8 protein-coding genes and 3 tRNA genes are annotated in these 5,149 nt (G+C 47.5%); all 11 read right to left on the bottom strand.

The window, feature by feature from the left end:
* Nucleotides 1-254 precede the first annotated feature (254 nt).
* Complete coding sequence (locus PHS46_08600) at nucleotides 255-380, bottom strand: hypothetical protein (protein ID MDD3906559.1); 126 nt, start codon at nucleotides 378-380, stop codon at nucleotides 255-257.
* Nucleotides 377-571, bottom strand: coding sequence for a hypothetical protein (locus PHS46_08595; protein MDD3906558.1), 195 nt, complete (start codon nucleotides 569-571; stop codon nucleotides 377-379). The genes PHS46_08600 and PHS46_08595 overlap by 4 nt, the downstream gene beginning before the upstream one ends.
* A gap of 232 nt (nucleotides 572-803) precedes the next feature.
* Nucleotides 804-1,340, bottom strand: a complete 537-nt coding sequence (locus PHS46_08590; protein ID MDD3906557.1) for a hypothetical protein — start codon at nucleotides 1,338-1,340, stop codon at nucleotides 804-806.
* 87 nt (nucleotides 1,341-1,427) lie between these two features.
* Nucleotides 1,428-1,500, bottom strand: a tRNA-Gln gene (locus tag PHS46_08585).
* Nucleotides 1,499-1,678: a hypothetical protein gene (locus PHS46_08580; GenBank protein ID MDD3906556.1), complete on the bottom strand. Its 180-nt coding sequence runs from the start codon at nucleotides 1,676-1,678 to the stop codon at nucleotides 1,499-1,501. Before PHS46_08580 ends, PHS46_08585 begins: the two co-directional genes overlap by 2 nt.
* A gap of 18 nt (nucleotides 1,679-1,696) precedes the next feature.
* Nucleotides 1,697-2,593, bottom strand: coding sequence for an RNA ligase family protein (locus tag PHS46_08575; protein ID MDD3906555.1), 897 nt, complete (start codon nucleotides 2,591-2,593; stop codon nucleotides 1,697-1,699).
* Nucleotides 2,594-2,609: 16 nt separating this feature from the next.
* Nucleotides 2,610-2,798: a hypothetical protein gene (locus tag PHS46_08570; protein ID MDD3906554.1), complete on the bottom strand. Its 189-nt coding sequence runs from the start codon at nucleotides 2,796-2,798 to the stop codon at nucleotides 2,610-2,612.
* Between the two features lie 24 nt (nucleotides 2,799-2,822).
* Nucleotides 2,823-2,895: transfer RNA gene (locus tag PHS46_08565), tRNA-Gly, on the bottom strand.
* Nucleotides 2,896-2,899: 4 nt separating this feature from the next.
* Nucleotides 2,900-2,970 (bottom strand) — tRNA-Val (locus tag PHS46_08560).
* Between the two features lie 68 nt (nucleotides 2,971-3,038).
* Nucleotides 3,039-3,758: a site-specific integrase gene (locus PHS46_08555; GenBank protein ID MDD3906553.1), complete on the bottom strand. Its 720-nt coding sequence runs from the start codon at nucleotides 3,756-3,758 to the stop codon at nucleotides 3,039-3,041.
* Nucleotides 3,759-4,146: 388 nt separating this feature from the next.
* Nucleotides 4,147-4,389 (bottom strand): hypothetical protein, encoded by a 243-nt coding sequence (locus PHS46_08550; GenBank protein ID MDD3906552.1) that lies wholly within the window; start codon nucleotides 4,387-4,389, stop codon nucleotides 4,147-4,149.
* Between the last annotated feature and the right edge of the window lie 760 nt (nucleotides 4,390-5,149).

The following is a 5,149-nucleotide window of genomic DNA, read 5'->3' as shown; positions in this document are numbered from 1 at the left end:
TTCAATATATATACTACACTTATCATCCTTTATATTAATTCTATATTGGGGCGGTATAACGAAGAACGTAGTATCGTAAAGCCTTCTTTTCGCACTCCTATAACCTTCCGAACAGTTGGATATTTGCCGGATGGGTTCGTTATAGGAAAAAGAACTGCGACGAATTAGAAGCCGCGCAAAACGCTACGCTCTGCGGTCGTGTTAATACTTTTACGTCTGATGGGCTACCGCGCAGAATGAAAAAGGCCTGGGGATTACTCCCCCTGCTCTGCGATAGCGATAAAGGCCGCGCCTATGTGGTCGTCTTTATCGCAGACCCACCGCCCGTTAATCTTCTGGGCGGGTTCGCCCCGGCAGTATTTTACGAAACAGCGAATCATACCGCCGCCCCCGATTTAAGGTTAAGGTCTTTTATGGCCTTCTTCATTAGCCGCCGGGTATAGGTTTCCCCTTTCTTGTTAATCCCTACTAGGGTGGTTAATGCCTCTTGGGGTAGGTCTTCCGTTGTTAGCCCGCGTTTCAATTCTACCGCCCGAAGGCAATAGGCTTTCATCGCGTCTATTTCTTTCATGTTGCCAACTCCGTTAGGCTAGCCGCCTAACAATAGTATTACACAGCCGAAGTATAAGTAGTTTTACGTCGTAAAACGGCCTTTTCTTTATATGTCTTTCGGCATAAGTTCGCATTTCTCCGGGGATGGAAAACCGCGTTTCTTCTTAAAGAAGTATATAAAGAAACGAACGAATCCCGGGCAGGCCTACGAATAGGAAACAGTTTAAGAACCCGAAAACGCTTTTAAAGAACTACCCGCGCACCCACCTAGCGAAGCGGAAGATATACTTAGCAATCTTATAGCGCGTGTCCGTCCGTTCTTGGTCGTCGCATTTAAGTTTTTCAATCGGGATTTTTTCTAACATGGGTAGGGTATCGTCGGTTATCTCCCGGTATTTAATCTTAGCGGCTAGCCTAGTACCAACATGCCCCGCGTAGTTCTCCCCCCTATTTACCCATCTAAAGGAAAGTGATTTTAGGCGTATATCTTGGGCTACTGATTCGTAGAAGTGGCTACGCTCTTTACGTTGCCATAATTTCGCGTTCGCATTTCTTATTAAAGCGGGGTCGTTTAATATCGTATAAAGCCCCTGATGGTCGGTAATAATTGTATCTCCTATTTCTGCTACCCTACATGCTTCGCGTATCGCTTCTGCCTCTGCTTCATAACTCCCTAGCCCGGGGTGGATTCGTTTAATATGTCCGGTTACTTTTCCTATCTTGGGCTTTATCGCAATTACGATATAGGGTATATCCCTAACTACCCCCCCGTCGCAATAGATTTCCATAATAATACGAACTACCTTAAATTTTAAAAAGGGGGCGGGCGGGTATGGCAACGATGCGTAGAGAATTAGAACCCGCTTACGCCCCCATAGCCCCGGTAGGAATCGAACCTACGCCTTCGGGTTCAAAGCCCGGCGAACTTGGCCGCTATTCTACGGGGCTAACCTGATAGACCCAACCCCCCGAGTACGAACGCGCCGAGTATCAGGATAACGTATATGGCTACGGTAAGGCCGTAGCCGGGTAGGTGCGCCTTAATGTAACAATCATGCGAACTGCATAGGGTAAAGCCTTCCATAATCTTTACCGCGTACTTCCCGCACATGCAACATTTAAACATAGGTAATCCCTGCCGCGCCTACTTTTCTAATACCTTCTTGGCGAGTTCTTCCTTATACCATTCCGCTAGCCCCCGGCGCATACCGGCTAATAGGCCATGCCGGAATTTTTGATAAAGGCGCTCTTTTATCGCTTCCTTCGTTTCTTCTTCGAAGTCCCGGCTAAGTTCTTCGCACAATTTCGGAATGTCGCGGGGCGTATTCTCCAATTCCCCGCGTTCGCGTAGGTGCTGTAAGGCCTTCTGCCATCTCGGGGCTTGCGGGTAGTCCCCTAGTATCTGGGCTTCTAGCGGTATCCCCTGCCCCCAATTCTTCTTATTTTCTTCCTTAAAGTCTTCCCTTACGAATTTTGCGAAATAGGGGTACGATTTATTATGCGAGATAAACCGCTTTTCATAGTTCTTTATTACGACCCCTTCTATTTTCGAATTGCCTAGCATGGAATCGGTCTTTAACAGGTCTTCTAAGACCGATACCGAAAGGTTGCGCCCATTCCCTAGAATCTGGGGAGTTTCCAATTCGAATATCGTAGCGTACAACTTCCGTAACTCCCTATCCGGCGCACCGTCCCTAAGAACGTCCAATAGGATAAGGCTTTTTGCCGGGACGCGGGCGTACTCTATCGTATTGTGCTTTTTCTTCGTAAGGTATTCGCACACAAAAAGGATATTCTTAACGTCTAGCGGGACGTAATTTAACAACCCTTCCGCAGTATCCACCGCCGCCTTAAACATCTTGTCCGGGGGGCGTTCGTCCGAATATTCCACTTCCTTACTGCCGAAGGTACGCTTTCCTTCCGCGTCTATACCGAACCTGAACTGCGAACCGTCTATTTTTTCTTCGATTACGCAATCAGATTCCAAAATATCCGGTATCGCCCTGTCGCCCAACGTTAAAATCTTATTGTACTTTTCCATAGTTGCCACCTGTGGGTTATCTTTTTATCGGAAGTAATGCTAGTTTATCCATTTCCCCTAACCATTCCTTTAATTCTTCGTCGTTTATCATCGCCTTTAATGTTTCCGCGTCGAACTGATGCCCTTTTGGGGATAAAAGTTCTTCGGTATGCCTAACGATACTCCCGAGTTTTATTAAAACCGTATTGCTTGGCTTATTCCACATCGTTTTTACCCCCTTGCCTTTTTATGCGGCGTAGGCGAATCGAACGCCTATTACCGTTTTGGTAGAACGGTGTCCTAAACCGTTGAACGAACGCCGCGAAATACGGCATAAGCGAATTGAACGCCTACCACCGGTTTGTAAAACCGGAGTTCTACCGTTAAACTAATGCCGCGCTAGTCTAAGACCCATTTTAAGGCGCTCGAATAGCCATCCGAGAACGCCGGGTATGGGATTCCTTCTTTAAGGTGTTGCGCTTCCTTCTCCATCAGAAGGCTTAGTTTCTCCCGTATCTCCTTGTCCGTTCGCATTATCATTACCTCCTTTTGATTCCGGGGGTTGGTCGCCTTCGGTGGGTTTGGCCGGGATAGGAAGGGCGACCGCGCCCCGGGTTCTTCGCTGATTCTGTAAGGAAACAACGAACGGTTTAGCCTTCATGTACATACTGATAGAAAGGACGCTTAACGCGCCCTTAAACTGCATGAGTTCGTCTATCGTAGCCCCGTTGCTAGCCATCCACGTTAGGCAGGAATGGCGAAAGTGATAGGGGCTTACCTTCTGCCCTATTCCTTTCTGCCCAATCCTGTTTATGGTGTTTTCCTGCCACCTAGTAGTATGGGGCAGTAGCAGGGCTTCCGGGGGAAGTGCGGCGACGTACTTAACTACCGTTTCGATATAGATATTCGTGTCTAGCCCGGTCGGTCTAACGAACGATAGGGTACGATTCCGTATTTTGAAATCGCCGCCTTCCCCTAGTTTCTTGGTCGCCAACGTGATATTAACCCGGCTAGAATCGTATTGTACGTTTTCCTTCTTTAATTCCGCGAGTTCTGCCGGTCTTGCGCCGGTTATCCATAGAAGCGCGATAAGTACGGCCTCTTTTTCCCTTGCCGCTAGGTTGTACATAGCCCTAACGTCTTCTTCGAACAGCAGATTTTCAATTTTCCAACCGTACTTAGGCATGATTACCCCCCGTTTTTTCATCCATTACTAGATTAACCTTAATCCCTTTCTTTTCCGCTTCATCTAAAAGGGCGTAGAACTTCGCCCAACACTCCTGGCATTTCGGATTCCCGTATTTTCCGTGTATGCTACATACTTCTACCATGTCTAGGCCTTCCTTTCTGCCCGGCGCTCTGCGTCCGTCCGTATCTTTAGAATCTTTCCGTTAAGGAAGAAGTGGGGGATAGCCGCCCAATTCTCCCTATGGAATGTACGCTCTAACCTCATTCCGCAATCGTCGCATTTAGTCATTTTACCGCCCTTCCATTCCTGCAATCGCAACACTTCCCCTTACGGAGATTCCGCGCTTCGCATGATTTCCGGCATTTATAACAAACCGAACGCATGACTACACCCCGTACTTTACCCGCATTTTGTCTATCGCTACCATGACTTCGTAAAGGTCGCAGATGCAACCTAATTCGCCCGAGGCCGGGCAATCACAATTAGCGTCCTTCGTCTTGCTTGCTACTTCTTCGAATATCTGTTTAGCGGTAAGGTTAATCGCTAGGTCTATTGCGCGGACGGTATCCTGATTCGGGGATATAGACCCGCCAATCCGAAATAGTACGGCCTTTCGTATTTCTTCCATGCCTTCGCATTACTTAGGCAGGGTTTAAAACGGTTTCGTTTAGCGGTACGAACGCCCCGAACGGGCATTTATCCGGGTGGGCGATTGTGCCACTACAACCGGCCATCTTACAACGGGTCGCTAGTTCGTTCGTTTTCGTGTGGGGGTTTGTAGAACAGGTCGCCCACGCGCAGGGGATTAACCGCTTCGATTCGGTAGATTCCTTCGGTTGCGCTTGCATAAGATAACCCTATGTAGTCTTCTTCGAACTTTGATAGTTCGCGTATCTTTTTGTCTAACGAAGACCTTAAAATGCTTTTCCCTCGCGGTTGTAGGCCTTTTTGCATTTTTCCGAACAGAAGTAGCGATTTCCGTATTTTACGTAACACTTCGTCTTTTTTAAACAGTACCGGCATTTTGCCATTTCGTCGCCCCACATTTAACGCCCTCGCTTTCTAAGCCAATTTTCTACGGTTTCTTTTCTTCGGTGTTCTAGGCAAACAAATACATTCTTTTCTTTTATCGGTTCTCGATACTTAACCGGGTTCTTACAACCGAAATGATAACAATACCGCCCCATCTTATCCACACGCCCCGAAACCGCAACTATTACATTCCACGCAACCGCCCGCATGTACCAACTTTCGCCCGCAATCCGGGCAGATTTCTAAGGTTTTATTGCCCATAATATCCCCGCGTCTTCTACGCGCAGAAGTCTTATATAGGTTTTGTTTCCCGGTATCCGCAACGAGTACAAACCATCATATTTACGAATTTTCTA

Source organism: Candidatus Omnitrophota bacterium (assembly GCA_028699255.1).
GTDB lineage: Bacteria > Omnitrophota > Gorgyraeia > 2-01-FULL-45-10 > 2-01-FULL-45-10 > FEN-1322.
The sequence above is the reverse complement of the archived record's forward strand: the minus strand, read 5'-3'. Positions and strand labels throughout refer to the sequence as shown.